Origin of the sequence: Chryseobacterium sp. SORGH_AS_0447 (assembly GCF_030818695.1) — a bacterium.
Classification (GTDB): domain Bacteria; phylum Bacteroidota; class Bacteroidia; order Flavobacteriales; family Weeksellaceae; genus Chryseobacterium.
Genome location: NZ_JAUTAR010000001.1, coordinates 2195373 through 2209700, shown reverse-complemented (window position 1 = coordinate 2209700; position 14328 = coordinate 2195373). Strand labels below are relative to the sequence as shown.

Sequence of the window (14328 nt, the reverse complement as noted above, 5' to 3'; positions counted from 1 at the left end):
TGTGAGTCTTAAAAAATCAAATAATAAATAACAGTATAATGTCAGACAAATCAAAAATCTATTACACCCTTACGGATGAGGCTCCAATGTTGGCTACACACTCGTTTTTACCGATTGTAAAAGCTTTTACCAAATCAGCAGACATTGAGATCGCAGTCCCGGATATTTCTTTGGCAGGAAGAATCCTGGCCAACTTCCCTGAGTTTTTGAAAGATGATCAGAAAATCGGTGATGCTTTGGCTGAATTGGGTCAGCTGGCAACCCAGCCTGATGCCAACATTATCAAATTACCGAATATTTCCGCATCCGTTCCTCAGCTGGATGGTGCAATTGCAGAATTGCAGGCGAAAGGATTTGCTGTTCCGAATTATCCGGCAGAACCTAAAAATGACGAAGAAAAAGCAATCAAGGCTAAATATGCCAAAGTATTGGGAAGTGCCGTAAATCCTGTGTTAAGAGAAGGAAATTCTGACAGACGCGCTCCGAAAGCGGTAAAGAACTATGCAAAAGCGAATCCTCACAGAATGGGCGATTGGGCTGCTGACAGCAAAACCGATGTGGCACACATGGAAAGCGGAGATTTCTACGGAACAGAAAATTCTGTTACCCTGGAAAACGCTACGAAATACAAAATTGTTTTCAAAGGAAACGAAGGTGCTGAAACAACCTTGAAAGATTTCGCAAATCTGCAAGCAGGTGAAATTATCGACTCTTCGGTAATGAATTTAAATGCGTTGAAAGCCTTTGTTCAGCAGGCGATCGACGAAGCAAAAAGCAGAAATGTTCTTCTTTCTGCCCACCTGAAAGCAACCATGATGAAAATCTCCGATCCTATTATTTTCGGAGCGATCGTAGAAACATTCTTTAAAGAGGTTTTCACAAAATATGCAGAGACCTTCAGGTCTTTAGATGTTAACCCAAATAACGGACTTGCCGATCTTTTCGATAAGATTAAAGGAAACGAGCAGGAAGCCAACATCAAAGGCGATATCGAAGCAGCTTTGGTGAACGGGCCAAGAGTGGCGATGGTCAATTCAGACAAAGGAATTACCAATTTCCACGTTCCATCCGATATTATCGTTGACGCCTCTATGGCCGCTTTGGTAAGAGGCGGAGGTAAGATGTGGAATGCAGAAGGAAAAGAAGAAGATACGGTATGCATCATTCCGGACCGTTCTTATGCAGGTTTTCTATCAGTCCGTAATCGACGATATGAAAGCCAACGGAAAACTGGATCCTACAACAATGGGTTCTGTACCGAATGTAGGTTTGATGGCTCAGAAGGCTGAAGAATACGGTTCCCACGACAAAACATTCCAGGCTTCTGCTGAAGGAACAATCGAGGTTCAGGATGAAAACGGAAGCGTTCTTCTATCTCAGAAAGTAGAACAAGGTGATATTTTCAGAATGTGCCAGACGAAAGATGCGCCTATCCAGGACTGGGTAAAATTAGCAGTAAACAGATCGAGATTATCCGATACTCCTGCAATTTTCTGGCTGGATAAAGGAAGAGCACACGACAGAGAGATCATTAAAAAAGTTGAAAAATACTTGGCAGATCACGATACAAACGGTCTTGATATCCGGATCATGGATGTAAAAGATGCTATGACCGAAACCTTAAAAAGAGCAAGAGAAGGAAAAGATACCATTTCAGTTTCTGGAAACGTGTTAAGAGATTATTTAACCGACCTTTTCCCGATTCTTGAACTTGGAACTTCTGCAAAAATGCTTTCCATCGTTCCATTGATGAACGGAGGCGGTTTATTTGAAACAGGAGCCGGAGGTTCTGCCCCGAAACACGTGGAGCAGTTTATTGAAGAAGGGTATCTAAGATGGGATTCTTTAGGGGAATTCCTTGCATTACAGGCTTCTTTGGAGCACCTGGCACAAACGCAGGGAAATACAAAATCTCAGGTGTTGGCGGATGCATTGGACGAGGCAAATGCTAAATTCTTAGCGACTGATAAATCTCCTGCCAGAAAAGTTGGACAAATCGACAACAGAGGTTCCCACTTCTATCTGGCGATGTATTGGGCAGAAGCCTTGGCCAACCAAACGGCTGATGCAGAATTGGCCGCTCAGTTTGCTCCGGTTGCTGATGCCATGAAGGAAAACGAAGAAGTAATCAATGCCGAGTTAATCGGTGCTCAGGGCAAGCCTCAAAATATTGACGGTTATTATAAGCCCTGACACCTACAAAACGTATGCAGCCATGAGGCCAAGCACGGTTTTAAATGAAATTATCGACGGAATTTAATTTCCAGTTTCTGATATAAATAAAAGCTCCTTTTTAAAGGGGCTTTTTTGTTTGACTTAAATAATAAACCTTTTTTAGAAAGGTTAATATTAAATCATCATTTTACAGTAAATTAAACATTCTATTTGTTATCCCACAAGGGATCTCAACATTGTATTAGAGATCAGCATCAAGTTTCCAGCTTCAGATTATTTCAGAAGTCAGAGATTCGAAGGGACCAATTTAGATTTAGATTTTGAATCACAACCTTTCACTATCTATAAATTAGCATTTTGTTTGAAAATCAGAGTGAATTTAAAGTAAAACCTGATCGCATCCGTCTCCATTAAAACAAATATCAACTTTTCAATTACTTATGTAGCAATAAATCCTCCCGTAACGAGAGGATTTATTATTGAAATTATGATGTAGAAAATTTAAATAATTTAAGATTAAGACTTAGATATAATTATCATTTCAGGCATGGGCTTTTCTCCATTTAATCATGCTTAAGATAAACAGGCCTAAAATTCCCAGTACGAAATAACCTTCCGCTACCTGAAGCTGAATCTGAGGTCTGATCACCGCAACAATACCATAGCTTATGGCCGAAGTGATGATAAAAGCAACACCTCCGGTAAGACCACCGGCAATTCCGGCAGAATTTGGAAACCTTCCGATACAGTAGGAAAAATAATTGTTGAATATAAATCCGGCAGTAACGTGGATTAAAAATGCGAAAGCTACCAGACTGTAAATGTTGTTGGAAAAATAGGATGCTATAAACATGATGACAATTAACAGCAGCTGGATAAAATTCGCATTACGGATTTTCGGCAGGAATGCTTTATTGATCAGTGCTTTTCCCAGGAATCCGCCGGTCATCCAGGCAAACCCCAGGATCAGGGAAACATAGCCTGCTACAACTTCAGAATAGCCCATTTTATGCTCGATAATAAATGATCCGCATAAATTGAAGAACATAATCATCGAATAGCTCAGACCGCACATGATCATTCCATAAAAAAAATCTTTGGCTTTGAACATGGAATTGTATTCTCTGATAAGAAATTCAATATGAAAAGGATTTCTCTTTTTCAATGTTTCACCGGAAAATACAAATTCCAGAATCAAGAGCAGCAGGCTGTACCCGGCCAGCACATAAAAATTGGACTGCCATCCGAAGTTCTTTTGCAGATACCCGCCGATAAACGGTGCAATGATAGGTCCTACCGACCAGACAATGGTCATGATGCTGAGGTAATGCTTCCGCTCCTCCCCTTCATACACATCCACAAAAAAGGCCCTTTTGGCGACCACGGCAAAACCTGATAAAATGCCTTGTAGCACCCGCATGGCATAGATAACAAAAATGTTCTGCGTTGTTGCGGTTACCAGGAAAGAAGCCACAAACAAAGCGAGGGAGATCATTGAAATCCGGTACCTTCCGAATGAATCGACGATGCTTCCGGCAAAAAACTGGGTGAGGCCGTAACTGATTAAAAATATGGACAAGGTAAGCTGGATATTGCTTTCCGGCTGGTGCAGTTCCGTGGCCATGCTTGGCATCGAAGGCAGGTAAATATCCGTGGCAAGCCCGGACATCGGGATTACTGCAAATGCAAGAACCGTCGCAATAAATTTATTTTTTTCTTTAAGTGTAACCATTGCTGTTGATGAAAATTTTCATGGAAAATCCTTACTCCCGAAAAATAACTCAGGAGTAAGAATAATAGGGTCTTTTAATTATTAACTAATTTCATGGAACCTTCGCTGTATCTTTCCCCTACATTCGGGTACTTCTTCAGGATGGCATCAATGGTTTCCAGATCCGATGAAGAAAGCTCAATATTCGCAGCGGCAATATTCTCTTCCAGGTATTGAATGCGTTTGGTCCCCGGAATCGGAATAATATCTTCTCCCTGATTCAGAACCCAAGCCAAGGCCAGCTGTGTTCCTTTAATTCCTTTGGAGGCGGCAAATTCATTAATTTCCTTTGCTAAATTCCGGTTATTTTCGAGGTAAGCTTCCTGATACCGCGGCAAGGATTTCCTGAAATCTTCATCCGTAAAATTCTGCGCTTCATTGATGTTGGAGAACAGCCCTCTCGCCAGCGGAGAATAAGGAACCAGGGTAATACCCAGCTCTCTGATTGCGGGAAGGATTTCCTTTTCAACATCTCTTGTAAGTAAAGAATATTCCGACTGTAATGCGGTAATCGGATGAATTTTATTGGCTTTACGGATCGATTCTGCCGAAGCTTCCGATAATCCGAGATATTTTACTTTTCCGGCTTTTACCAGGTCTGCCATGGCACCGACTGTTTCTTCAACCGGAATATTCGGGTCTACCCTGTGGGCGTAATATAAATCGATCTCATCAATATTCAATCGTTGCAGGCTGAGGTCAACTGCTTTTTTGATCCATTCGGGTGAACCATCGAAATATGTTCCGGGTGCACCGCTGTGGCCGGCTTTCCCGTCTTTAAACCTGAATCCGAATTTGGTAGCGATAAAAATTTTATCCCGGTTGGGAACCAATACTTTTGAGATCAGCTTTTCGTTTTCTCCATTGGCATACATATCCGCTGTGTCCCAGAAATTAACACCTAAATCCAACGCTTTGTGCAGCGTCTTGATGCTCTCCTGTTCGTCGGTCGGGCCATAGGCGAAACTCATCCCCATGCAGCCTAATCCGATAGCGGATAACTGCTTTCCTGTGTTTCCTAATGTTCTAAATTTCATGATAACCTGTGATTTTAAATTGATGATACAAAATTAGACCAGCCGGCAAAAACATTCAATATAGAATTCAAACAAAGAATTATAAAATTCAAACAACAGCAGTTCGTACTGCATTGGGCGTCATCCCGGTCTGCTTTTTAAAATAATTGGTAAAATAAGCCGGCTCTTCGAACCCCAGGCCATAGGCAATCTCGGAAACATTCCAGTCGGTATGCTTCAGCAATGCCTGCGCCTCATGGATAATCCTGGCGGTAATCTGCTGGCTGGTGGTTTTACCGGTGATTTCTTTTACGGAACGGTTCAGGGAATTAACGTGAACGGACAGGCTTTCCGCATAATCCATCGGGCTTTTCAGTTTCAGGAACCTTTCCGGACTGTCGATCGGGAACTGCCTTTCCAGCAACTCCATAAATAAAGAGGCAATCCGCTGTGATGCATTCTGGTACGGTTCAAAACTCTCTGCCGGACGCATTTTCATGGTTTCATGGATCAGCAGGTGAAGGTAAGCCCGAAGCATATCGTATTTATGCAGGTAATCCGACTGGATCTCGGTCATCATTTTTACGAAAATATCAGAGACCGTCTGCTGCTGCTCTTCGGTAACAAAGAAAACCGGCGTTCCGCCGATTTTAAAAAGCTGGGAATCCTGAATGTTGCCCAAACGGTTTTCATGCACAAACTGATCGGTAAAAAGGCAGAAAAACCCTTTCTGATCACTGTTTTCGGCTTCCCAGGAATAAGGCACCACCGGATTGGAGAACAGGAGGACAGGCCGGTCTATGTAAATCCATTTGTCGGCATAGTGCAGCTTGCCCTTTCCGATGATCAATGAAATTTTATAATAATCTCTTCTGCTGTAAGGCGTAACCAAAGAACAGCTTTCTCTCGAAAACACATTGAAATGTCCGACTCCCGGCGTTTTGATGCATTCCAGCCCTACCCGCTGGTAAAAACCTTTTATTGTTTCATTGGATTCCATGATTCAAAATTATAAAATTCAAACAATATAAAAAAGCAATTGCTGAATATTACGATATAAAAACGGCCGATCATGAAGACCGGCCGTTCTTTATATTGCACTAATTATCAAATATTCTTTCTAACGATGTCCCTTTCCGTGTTTAGGCTTATGCATTTTCACTTTTTTATCCATGTGTTTATAACGCTTGTCGTTGTTTTTATTCCGGTTGTATACAGCTACCGGATTCTGGCCTTTGTAATACTTGTTTTTAAACTTCATGTATTTTTCACTGCCCATAATCCTTTCGAGCTCACCATACCGGTCGGTTCTCCATCGGTCCGGGTTATTCGTATAAGTTCTGTCCCATGTATCATAATCACGGTACCGGTCATTTAGAGCATAAATTTCATTGGCCTGGGTTGAAGACAGAAGCAGATCGGAAATTACACTCTGCCAGTTCAGATCCGTAATGCTTCTTCTATAGTCGTTATAATAATCGGTCTGCGCCTGGGATAAACCAAAAGTCCCGACCAGCATAGCTGCAATTATTAACTTTTTCATAATCATCAAATTTAAATTAAAACTACTTAGGTATTTTCAATTTAAATGCCATATAATTTTAAATATTATAGATTTTTGTTAAAATTTCTATAATATTACGATCTGGTTATGGTTTTAAATTTTCAAAAGAGAGCCATCAGGTTTTATATAAAAACTGTAAGGGATTTCATTTTTAATTTGTAATTTTAAAGAAAAAGCTTTCACATCATTTTTTAATCATCTAAACCTCAATATTATGGAAAATATAAAATTTGAAATATCTCCATACCACGATGAACTGCGGATATTGATTGATGAAAAAAAAGCAGGTTACATGTCCATCGAAATAGACGGAAGGTTACTTATCGTCTACTACACCAAACTTGACGAAGAACTTGAAGGACAGGGCTATGCCAAAATGCTCCTTGATGAGCTGGTGCGGTATGCGGAAGAAAAAGACTTGATGATCGATCCCGAATGCGATTTTGTACGGCAGCAGTTTGAAAATCATCCGGCAAGATACAAAGACATCTGGCACGCCTAGCTTAATCCTCCCACCAGCTTGTAAACTGAAGATCCGGTTGATTTAAATGTACGGGTTCTCCGATCATTGGGGTTAGGATATTCAGGTTTCTTGCTTTTCCGAGGGCCGTTACTTTTTGCAGCGGCTCATTCCAGGCATGAAGCGCGAGGGCGAATTTTGAAGAGTGAACCGGAATAATATTTTTTGCATTGACATCGATGCTGGCCTGTATGACATCTTCCGGAAGGGCATGAATGTATTTCCAGGCTTCGTTGTACTGCCCGTTTTCGATAATCGCATAATCGAAAGGTCCATATTTTTCACCGATCATTTTAAAATGGGTATCGTAACCACTGTCACCCCCTAAAAATAATTTCTTTGTCGGGGTTTCTAAAACATACGAAGTCCAGAGCGTCACATTCCTTTTCACTTTCCTCCCCGAAAAATGTCTGGCGGGAGTAAAGATGATATTGATGTTGTTTTTTAAACCCACTTCGCTGTCCCAGTCTTCTTCGATCAGCTGTTCCGGCCGGTAACCCCACCGTTCCAGGTGTGCTCCAACGCCCAAAGGCAGAATCACTTGTGATACTTTATCCCTGATGGCTTTTACCGTAGGATAATCCAGGTGATCATAATGATCGTGGGTAATCACCAGGTAATCAAGCTGAGGAATGTCTTCCGGCTTAAAAATATCGGCCCCGGTAAATGCCTTATTAAAAAATTTAAACGGTGAACCGTACGGGCTTAAAACCGGATCAATAAGGAAGGAGACCCCGTCTGTCTGGATATAATAGGACGAATGCCCCAGCCATACAAAGACATCCTGATCTTTCGGAAGATTCTTCAGATCAGTATGGACCGACGGTATATTTTTCAACGGTTTGATCAGCGGGTTTTTCTTTTTGAAAAAGAAATCATACATCACTTTGGGCATGGAATATCCTTCAGCCAGGGACGGGGTGTCGCTCAGATTCTGAAACTGATGGTTTTTATAATGCCGGGACTGGCGCATCCTTTCCAGCCTCTCCCCTTTGGCATCCGAACCGAAAACTTCCTGCCCGGTAATCACAAAGTATAAAACAATGATTAAAACGATTATTGCTATGATTGTATATCCCATTTTAAATACGGTAAAGTGTATAGGTTATATTCTCTGACGGATCAGGAGCGTAAAACCTTTATTTTTAAATTATTTTTTTTAATGAATTCAAGAAAATTACCCGGAATGATATTTATTAATTGCTGTAAACTATTAAATTAGCTTCTGAAAAAATTCGAAGTGCATTTAAAAAATTATTTTATATTTCTGTTGGCCTTTACATTAACCTCCTGTGTTTCTGTAAAGAAATATAATGAGCAGCAAAAAGCATGCATTCCTCCGGAAAAGCTGAAAGAGGATGTTGATTTTGCTTATTCCAGGCTGAAAGAAACCCATCCGCAATTGTACTGGTACATTCCCAAAAAAGAACTGGATCATAAGTTCGACAGCCTGAAGGGGACCATTACTGAACCTCTGACCCCGCTCCAGTTTTATTTTAAGCTGCAACCCGTGATTGCAGATATCCGCGAAGGCCATCTCTCCCTGAGAATTCCGGCAAAGCTGATTACCCGCAAGGAAATTAAAGCTCTGGAAGGCAAAAAAGGAATGTTCAGCCGCTTCGGATATTTTGTGGAGGGCGACCGGCTCTTCATTACCGAAAATAAAGATTCCATTCAGGATATACAGCCGGGTACGGAAATCCTGTCTATTGATAAGGTTCCAGTTTCCGACTACATCAGAAGATACCGGAAACTGATCAGCAGCGACGGTTTCAACACCACTTTTCATCCGTATTACCTGAAAGATGTATTCTTTAATTATTATGTCGCAGAGAAAGGCTATGAAGACCAGGCAATAATCGAAACCCTTTACCACGGACAGAAAAAAACATACCTGCTGACAAGGGAAACCAAATCCGAATCCGATCTGAAGCAGGAAAAGGCAAACAGGAAAAGAACCCAGGAAAAAAAGGTGAATGATTATATCGCTTTCAGCAATTCCTACAACAGAAACTTCAGATTTCTGGACCAGGACAGCACCATCGCCTACATCAAAGTGAAAAGTTTTTCGAGTGATTATTCCTCAAGGTTTTATAAGGAAACTTTCAGCAGGATTAAAAATGCGAATTCCCAATATCTGATTATCGATATCCGCAATAATTATGGCGGTTCTCTTGAAGAAATCAACAATCTCTATTCTTACCTCAGCCCTGAGCCGTATACGTTGATAAAACCATCGCAGGTCACGTCAGGAACATCGCCGGTTAAAACGAATTATTTCAGGAAAACCGGATTTTTACAATATGTTTTAAAAACCCTGACCTATCCTGCTTTTTTCTTTGGACAAACGTTCAGCACCTATCGGAAAGACGGTAAGTTCTACTATAAAACAAAGGCAGATAAGCCATCGAAGCCAAAAAAAGATGCTTTTCAGGGAAAAGTTTTTGTGCTCATCAACGGCGGAAGCTTTTCGGCATCTTCGATTCTGACGGCCAAAATGAAAAACGACAAAAGAGCTGTTCTTGTAGGTGAAGAAACCGGGGGAGCCAATGACGGAACCGTGGCCGGGTTTTATTCTTACCAGACTCTCCCGAATTCTAACATCGATCTGCCGATCGGCGTTCTTCTCGTACAGCCTAACATTACTTTTACGGGTACCCAAAAAGGCGTGGTTCCTGATGTTACGATTCCCGAAACAATACAGGACGTCCTCGACAAAAAAGATCCGGAACTGGATTGGGTCATGAAGGAAATTGAAAAAGAGAAGACCCAACCCCATTAACGGATGAAAAAAAATAGTTTTAAAATCTTCAAAATCCTCATTTCCGTTTTCTTTTTGTGGTTTCTGTTTCACAGCATTTACCTTATTATCGACGGAATTTCCGATGAAGGAAAGAAAGCAGACCTCGCCGTTATTTTGGGAAGTAAAGTAAACGAAGACGGCACCTTATCAGAAAGACTTGAAAAACGTTTGGAAAGCGGCATCGAACTGTATAAAAGCCGGCGTATTAAAAAGATCCTCGTAAGCGGCGGCTTGGGAAAGGAAGGCTTTTATGAAGGTACCAAGATGAAAGAATTCCTGGTGTCTAAAGGTATTCCGGATTCTGTAATTGTTGTTGATAATAAAGGCGACAATACGAGGGCAACTGTAGAAAATACTTTAGAATTAAGATCAAAAATGAACTTCAACAGCATTGTTGTGGTTTCGCAGTATTTCCATGTGACGCGGACCAAAAAATTATTTAAAGATCAGGGTTTTGATAACGTCAGCTCCGTAAGTCCGGCTTATTTTGAATGGAGAGACCTGTACTCTATTCTCAGGGAATTTCCTGCTTATTATACCCAATAGGTTTCGGCGGGCCTTTGGCCCGCCGAAACCTATTGTTCAAGTTCTCTGACAAGATTTTCAATCTGCACAATGTACTTTCCGTAAAACATCCGGAACCACCATTTGCCAATAACGAACAGCAATGGCATTGTTATCACCAACGTTCCGATAAGGATCGATGCGACCTGTACATCGGACAAAGGGACTGGACGTGGAATGAATTCGAGTACAATAATCAGTTCGCAGACTAAAAACGGTACAAAAGAAAGATAAAAGGAAAGATAATACTGCTTGTTCAGATGAAACTGATGAAGCAAATCCTTCAACCCGGCCAGTGTTTTCATCCCCGGATCACTCATATTTTTATAGAGTTTAAAAAACTGGCTGAAAAAGAAAAAAGTAACAAAAACCATCGAGGCAATAAGGATCGAAAGATAAAATTTAAACTTAAAATCCGCTCCGCATACTGCAATTACAGTAAAGGCAAAAACAAAGATCGCTATGGTAGACCAAAGTTCCATTCTCATATTTTTACGGATCTTTTCAAGCGGGAGATTGATTTTATTTTTCTGTTCGAGGCTGATTTCTGGAGTTCCGTCGAAGAAATTATCCTCATTCCAGGCATTCTTAAGTTCGTCTATATTCATGATAAATTGATTTAAAAGTTAGGGTGTATTTGTTTGTAAGATATCTTTCAGTTTATTTTTGGCGCGGTTCATTTTTACCCGCACATTTCCTTCGGAAATTCCCAGCTGTTCGGCAATCTCCTTTCCGGAAAAATCTTCGAGGTAGTAGAAAATAAAAGCTTTGTCGATGGGATTCAGCTGGTAGATGGCTTTGTACATCGCACTGAGCTTCTCTTCCTTTTCGTGATCGAATTCGTCCTGTATTATTTTGTAATTGGAAAAATCCTCACGCCCGATAAAACTTCTTTTCTTTTCATTTTTGAGGAAAATAATGGCCGTATTAAGTGCGATCCTGTATAGCCAGGTTGAAAATTCACTTTCCCCTTTGAAGTTGGGATACGCTTTCCAGACCTGATACGTAATTTCCTGAAAAAGATCATCGCGGTCGTCTTTTTCGTCCATATACATTTTAGAAATCTTAAAAATGATTCCCTTATGTTTTTCGATCTTTTCTAAAAATTCCTGTTCTGATGAAGCCATGATTTTTTACTCTCTGTAGAGTTAGTTACTATCGTGAAAAAATGTTACAATCGTTTTGAAAAAAATAAAAATAAAAGATTTTCTAAGTTAATTTAATTTGAGTGTACTTAAAAATTTTGACAAAGGAAGAGCATATGAATATCAATTGATATAAAAGATAATCTTGATTTAATTTTTTTAAAGCTACCATATTATGGCTCAATATTTGAGATCCATGTTGTACACCAAAAATATAATTATGCCTTACATTACAAAACAGGACGACCAGAACGTCCAACTTTATTATGAAGATTTCGGATCAGGACAACCTATTATTTTAATTCACGGATGGCCGCTAAGCGGAAAATCATGGGAGATGCAGATTCCCGTACTTTTAAATTTAGGTTACCGGGTTATCGCTTATGATAGAAAAGGTTTCGGAAAATCGTCTCCTACAGCAGACGGATATGATTATGACGGACTGGCAAAGGATCTGCACGAACTGATTTCACAACTTGATTTAAAAAACGTAATTCTTTTCGGATTCTCCATGGGAGGAGGAGAAGTTGTGCGTTACTTAACCAATTACGGATCTGAAAATGTAGATAAAGTAGCGCTGATTTCATCCATTATTCCTGTTGTAAAACAAAAAGAAGATAATCCTGATGGAGTGCCACAGGAAAAACTCGATGAGATCCTGAATGCTCTGAAAACCGACAGAATTACATTCCTGGAATCTTTCCACAAAGATTTTTACAATTACGGAATGCTGTCTAAACCGGTAAGCCAAAAGCAGCTCGATTACGACTGGGCCATCGCTTCTTTTGCCAACCCGATTGCCACCATCAAATGTGCGGAAAGCTGGGCAAATACCGATTTCCGTCCGGAACTTTCTAATGTAAACGTAAGAACACTGATCGTTCATGGAGATTCCGATAACGTAGTTCCTATTGATACAGCAGGAAAACAGGCTGCACAAGGAATTGCCAATAATGAATTCGTTATTATCGACGGTGCGCCGCACGGACTTAATGTAACCCATGCTGAAGAGTTAAATAGCATTATCAGCAGGTTCTTAACTGAAAAGTAACTTTTCTTTCAATATCTATTTGATTTTTACCAATCAAAAAATCCGCAATCTCGATCTGGACTGCCCCCAAAAAGTTAGACACTTTTTAGGGGCATTTTTTATTTATGGGAATATCAAAATATAGTTTATCATTTAAGTTGAGTTGCATAGAAAGAATTGGGAAACAAAATCTTTCGGTCCGCTCTTTAGCTCGGGAAATAGGTTTGGATGAGTCTATTATTCGCAAATGGAAAAGGTTTTATGATTTATACGGAATTCAGGGTTTACAACGCAGGAGCAACCGCTGTTATGATGTAAAATTTAAGCTCAGGGTTTTGGAAACGATGGAGTCGCAAAACCTTTCTCTAAAGCAAGCTGCTGCCAGATTCAATATCGCTGCAGAATCCAGTATTAGTACCTGGCGTGTTGCTTACGAAAAATATGGTATTTTAGGGTTAAAGAATAAACCCATAGGAAGAGCATCAATAATGAGCAATTACAAACAAAAAAAGAAAAAGTCCGGCAAACCACTGACTAGAGAAGAAGAACTGTTATTGGAAAATGAAAGACTTCGGGCCGAAATCGATTTTCTAAAAAAGTTAGACGCCTTAGCTCTCAAAAACAACAAGCAGAAGCCATCGAAGAGTTAAGGCATCAATACAATCTCTCTGTGTTGCTGGATTGTGCAGGGATGGGCAGAAGCAGTTTTTATTATCATCAGAACAGAGCTCAGAGCGACAAATATTCTGATGTAAAAGCAATGATAAAACAAATTTATCACAGGCACAAAGGAAGGTTCGGATACCGACGTATTACTTTAACAATGAAAGAAAAAGGTGTCATCATCAATCATAAAACAGTTTTGAGATTAATGAAAACGTTAGGACTGAAAAGTATTATACGGGTCAAAAGATACAAATCTTACCGGGGTGAACAAGGGAAAATAGCACCCAATATTTTAAAAAGAAACTTTAAAGCAGAGCAGCCGAACAAAAAATGGGCAACTGATGTAACTGAGTTTAATGTCTCGGGAAACAAGCTTTATCTGTCTCCGATCATCGATTTATTCAACGGTGAAATCATCAGCTATAATCTCTCAGAAAGACCTGTCTTCGCGCAGATTACAGATATGCTGAAAAAGAGCTTAAAGAAAATTAAAAATACAGAAAATATCATCTTACATTCAGATCAAGGTTGGCAATACCAGATGAAGGCATATCAAAATATCTTGAAAGAAAAAGGAATCATCCAGAGTATGTCCAGAAAAGGAAACTGTCTGGACAATGCCGTGATTGAAAACTTTTTCGGAACACTGAAATCTGAGATGTTTTATACCAAAAAGTTTAAAACAATTGATGAGCTGAAAAAAGAGATAAAACAATACATCACTTATTACAATAATGACAGAATACGGTTAAATCTAAATGGAAAGAGCCCGGTACAGTACCGAACTCTTTTCTTTAATAATATTGTTTAATTTTGTCCAAACTTTTGGGTGCAGTCTAATCAGATTGCGGATTTTATTTTAAGCTGTATTATTTTCTAGTCGATAGTATAGATTTTCGAAAATAATCCCGATGGCTCAGAGTAACCTTAGCTACCTATTGACGTCTTTGACTTTATCGAATATAAAAATCAAAGATTTTTAAACTTTTGTGAACTTATCCACATCAGATATTCAGCTTTAATTTGCAGCATCGATATCTTTTGTCTCTTTTGTGGTTAAAATTTTTGTGCTAA

General features: G+C 39.9%; 13 protein-coding genes and 1 pseudogene. 7 read left to right on the top strand and 7 right to left on the bottom strand.

The window, feature by feature from the left end; all coding sequences use genetic code 11:
• Nucleotides 1–38 precede the first annotated feature (38 nt).
• Nucleotides 39–2260 (top strand): annotated as a pseudogene (locus tag QE422_RS10255) (NADP-dependent isocitrate dehydrogenase).
• Between the two features lie 456 nt (nucleotides 2261–2716).
• Here QE422_RS10255 and QE422_RS10250 read toward each other — a convergent pair.
• From QE422_RS10250 to QE422_RS10235, 4 genes are all read right to left on the bottom strand, one after another.
• Nucleotides 2717–3907 (bottom strand): MFS transporter, encoded by a 1191-nt coding sequence (locus QE422_RS10250; protein ID WP_307457636.1) that lies wholly within the window; start codon nucleotides 3905–3907, stop codon nucleotides 2717–2719.
• A gap of 74 nt (nucleotides 3908–3981) precedes the next feature.
• Entirely contained in the window at nucleotides 3982–4983 is a 1002-nt protein-coding gene (locus tag QE422_RS10245; protein ID WP_307457632.1) for an aldo/keto reductase, read from the bottom strand.
• An 88-nt stretch (nucleotides 4984–5071) separates the two neighbouring features.
• A complete protein-coding gene (locus QE422_RS10240) occupies nucleotides 5072–5962 on the bottom strand; it encodes an AraC family transcriptional regulator (protein WP_307457630.1) in 891 nt (296 codons plus the stop codon).
• A gap of 120 nt (nucleotides 5963–6082) precedes the next feature.
• Nucleotides 6083–6505, bottom strand: a complete 423-nt coding sequence (locus QE422_RS10235) for a hypothetical protein (protein WP_307457627.1) — start codon at nucleotides 6503–6505, stop codon at nucleotides 6083–6085.
• Between the two features lie 235 nt (nucleotides 6506–6740).
• Between QE422_RS10235 and QE422_RS10230 the strand changes: the two genes are divergently transcribed.
• The gene (locus tag QE422_RS10230; RefSeq protein ID WP_307457625.1) at nucleotides 6741–7028 is read left to right on the top strand and encodes a GNAT family N-acetyltransferase; all 288 of its coding nucleotides are present in this window, start codon (nucleotides 6741–6743) and stop codon (nucleotides 7026–7028) included.
• Between the two features lies 1 nt (nucleotide 7029).
• Here QE422_RS10230 and QE422_RS10225 read toward each other — a convergent pair whose 3' ends face one another.
• Entirely contained in the window at nucleotides 7030–8127 is a 1098-nt protein-coding gene (locus tag QE422_RS10225) for an MBL fold metallo-hydrolase (RefSeq protein WP_307457623.1), read from the bottom strand.
• 189 nt (nucleotides 8128–8316) lie between these two features.
• Here QE422_RS10225 and QE422_RS10220 point away from each other — a divergent pair, with 189 nt between their 5' ends.
• Nucleotides 8317–9828: a S41 family peptidase gene (locus QE422_RS10220; protein ID WP_307457620.1), complete on the top strand. Its 1512-nt coding sequence runs from the start codon at nucleotides 8317–8319 to the stop codon at nucleotides 9826–9828.
• Nucleotides 9829–9831: 3 nt separating this feature from the next.
• Nucleotides 9832–10395, top strand: a complete 564-nt coding sequence (locus QE422_RS10215) for a YdcF family protein (RefSeq protein ID WP_307457617.1) — start codon at nucleotides 9832–9834, stop codon at nucleotides 10393–10395.
• Between the two features lie 29 nt (nucleotides 10396–10424).
• Here QE422_RS10215 and QE422_RS10210 read toward each other — a convergent pair whose 3' ends face one another.
• Together QE422_RS10210 and QE422_RS10205 are read right to left on the bottom strand one after the other, a co-directional pair.
• Nucleotides 10425–11021 (bottom strand): hypothetical protein, encoded by a 597-nt coding sequence (locus QE422_RS10210; RefSeq protein ID WP_307457615.1) that lies wholly within the window; start codon nucleotides 11019–11021, stop codon nucleotides 10425–10427.
• An 18-nt stretch (nucleotides 11022–11039) separates the two neighbouring features.
• Nucleotides 11040–11540, bottom strand: coding sequence for an RNA polymerase sigma factor (locus tag QE422_RS10205; RefSeq protein ID WP_307457612.1), 501 nt, complete (start codon nucleotides 11538–11540; stop codon nucleotides 11040–11042).
• A 238-nt stretch (nucleotides 11541–11778) separates the two neighbouring features.
• Between QE422_RS10205 and QE422_RS10200 the strand changes: the two genes are divergently transcribed.
• The 3 genes from QE422_RS10200 (at nucleotide 11779) to QE422_RS10190 (ending at nucleotide 14065) form a co-directional block, all read left to right on the top strand.
• Complete coding sequence (locus QE422_RS10200; protein WP_307457610.1) at nucleotides 11779–12609, top strand: alpha/beta fold hydrolase; 831 nt, start codon at nucleotides 11779–11781, stop codon at nucleotides 12607–12609.
• Between the two features lie 104 nt (nucleotides 12610–12713).
• On the top strand, nucleotides 12714–13238 hold the full coding sequence (locus QE422_RS10195) for a transposase (RefSeq protein ID WP_307456351.1): 525 nt from the start codon (nucleotides 12714–12716) through the stop codon (nucleotides 13236–13238).
• Nucleotides 13226–14065 carry an IS3 family transposase gene (locus QE422_RS10190; protein ID WP_307462308.1) on the top strand — a complete coding sequence of 280 codons (840 nt, stop codon included), beginning with the start codon at nucleotides 13226–13228 and terminating at the stop codon, nucleotides 14063–14065. The genes QE422_RS10195 and QE422_RS10190 overlap by 13 nt, the downstream gene beginning before the upstream one ends.
• Nucleotides 14066–14328: the final 263 nt, after the last annotated feature.

Coding starts and splice junctions, on each gene's coding strand:
- QE422_RS10205 (WP_307457612.1), bottom strand. CDS start 11,540: ATGGCTTCATCAGAACAGGAATTTTTAGAAAAGATCGAAAAACATAAG.
- QE422_RS10230 (WP_307457625.1), top strand. CDS start 6,741: ATGGAAAATATAAAATTTGAAATATCTCCATACCACGATGAACTGCGG.
- QE422_RS10200 (WP_307457610.1), top strand. CDS start 11,779: ATGCCTTACATTACAAAACAGGACGACCAGAACGTCCAACTTTATTAT.
- QE422_RS10210 (WP_307457615.1), bottom strand. CDS start 11,021: ATGAATATAGACGAACTTAAGAATGCCTGGAATGAGGATAATTTCTTC.
- QE422_RS10195 (WP_307456351.1), top strand. CDS start 12,714: ATGGGAATATCAAAATATAGTTTATCATTTAAGTTGAGTTGCATAGAA.
- QE422_RS10245 (WP_307457632.1), bottom strand. CDS start 4,983: ATGAAATTTAGAACATTAGGAAACACAGGAAAGCAGTTATCCGCTATC.
- QE422_RS10225 (WP_307457623.1), bottom strand. CDS start 8,127: ATGGGATATACAATCATAGCAATAATCGTTTTAATCATTGTTTTATAC.
- QE422_RS10215 (WP_307457617.1), top strand. CDS start 9,832: ATGAAAAAAAATAGTTTTAAAATCTTCAAAATCCTCATTTCCGTTTTC.
- QE422_RS10240 (WP_307457630.1), bottom strand. CDS start 5,962: ATGGAATCCAATGAAACAATAAAAGGTTTTTACCAGCGGGTAGGGCTG.
- QE422_RS10235 (WP_307457627.1), bottom strand. CDS start 6,505: ATGAAAAAGTTAATAATTGCAGCTATGCTGGTCGGGACTTTTGGTTTA.
- QE422_RS10250 (WP_307457636.1), bottom strand. CDS start 3,907: ATGGTTACACTTAAAGAAAAAAATAAATTTATTGCGACGGTTCTTGCA.